The 1,433-nt window shown below is 30.1% G+C and carries 2 protein-coding genes; both read right to left on the bottom strand.

Annotation, left to right across the window (positions count from 1 at the left end):
• Positions 1–636 precede the first annotated feature (636 nt).
• On the bottom strand, positions 637–921 hold the full coding sequence (locus tag BUC45_RS09855; protein WP_078054689.1) for a hypothetical protein: 285 nt from the start codon (positions 919–921) through the stop codon (positions 637–639).
• A gap of 18 nt (positions 922–939) precedes the next feature.
• A complete protein-coding gene (locus tag BUC45_RS09850; RefSeq protein WP_078054690.1) occupies positions 940–1,257 on the bottom strand; it encodes a hypothetical protein in 318 nt (105 codons plus the stop codon).
• Between the last annotated feature and the right edge of the window lie 176 nt (positions 1,258–1,433).

Genomic DNA, 1,433 nt, shown 5'->3' with positions numbered 1-1,433 from the left:
GGCTTCACAGTTCCTTAAGTCAATAAGAGACGCTTAAGGAAAAGATATATCCAGAGGGAATACTTTTTATTTTAAAACCCATAGTATCTTGACGCGATCAGCATCAAGGTTAACTCTTTACAAATAGAATTCAACGTGCTATCATTAGTTCAGGTATTCTGGGATGTAGTTGGTAAATACGGAGTAGAATAGGAGAAGTAATTGCTTTACTGCAATGAACTTCTCCTATTTTACTTTAATATAAAAGTATTTTGTATTTTGATAGAATATCAAACCGAAACCTAAAACCCGATTTTAGAAACGTTACTCTTATATAGATATATAATAAGAATGAATTCCTAGAAATCAATCTTTTTACATTAGAAACAGAGCAATTTGATAGATATTACATGCTTTGGCTAGGGGAAAGGAGTTAGAAATGATTTTTGAGAATTATGGGGTGAAAAGCGTTTCTAAAATTGAATAAGCAGTTTCTAGAGGTTGTAGGTCTAAAGGGCAGGTGGCTTGGAAGTTATAAACTGTATAGTATGCTAGTAACTATTAAAGGTATTGTTTTTTCTTACCCATTAAAACTTATAAAAAATCTATAAAAAAAAGGCTTTTCAGCGATAAACTGAAAAGCCATATAGAGTATTATTAAGAGAGCCATTCATCTAAATATTTAAGCATCGCACTAATATGAGGATAATTATAACTTAATTTTTCTTGACTCAGTTCAGGAATAGTATTTGATAGTTTAATCAATAATTTATTTAACTCATCAAGCAAATCTCTTTCTCCATCAAAATTGTAGCGATATGTGGTTTCTAAGATATCGAGAAAATATTCAAGGTTCTTATATTCTCTTGAATTCTTACCAAAGATTTGCAATACAGTGGATAACAGCCTGCTAATTTCTTGTTTAAGTTGTGGATTGTTCATAACAGCACCCCCCATTTCTTACATGAAAAAAATATTTGTATATTGGTAGTAATATTTTTTTAGCATTACATATAAGTAATCTTCATCTAATTTATATTTATTCGAACATTGAATCCAAACGGAGTTTGCAGATATACTTAGAAGACATTTAGCGAGATAGAATTCGGCAACCTTATCTTCAGAAATATTTTCTTTCTTTAACTTCTCATTAAGGCATTTAATTGCATATCTTGCTATTCCAGCAACAGTCTTTTCAAGTTTTTTGGAGTACAGTGTGTAGTTTAAAGTATCTTCTAAAGAAATAGCATTAAATTTAGAGATGTTCACTGAAAGCATGGCAAATCACCTCCGTTGATTGTTTTATGCATATTAATGAAATAAGTAATAAAAAGTCAAGTATTTTTTAGAACTAATGTTGTTATTCTGTGATAATGTCATGTTGAATTTATTCTGATAAAATGTCAGGTATGCGAGAGGAGACATTCAACATGACTCAAAAAGAGATAACTCGT

The organism is Tepidanaerobacter sp. EBM-38 (genome assembly GCA_001896545.1).
In the GTDB taxonomy this organism is placed as follows: Bacteria; Bacillota; Thermosediminibacteria; order Thermosediminibacterales; family Tepidanaerobacteraceae; genus Tepidanaerobacter.
The sequence above is the reverse complement of the archived record's forward strand: the minus strand, read 5'-3'. Positions and strand labels throughout refer to the sequence as shown.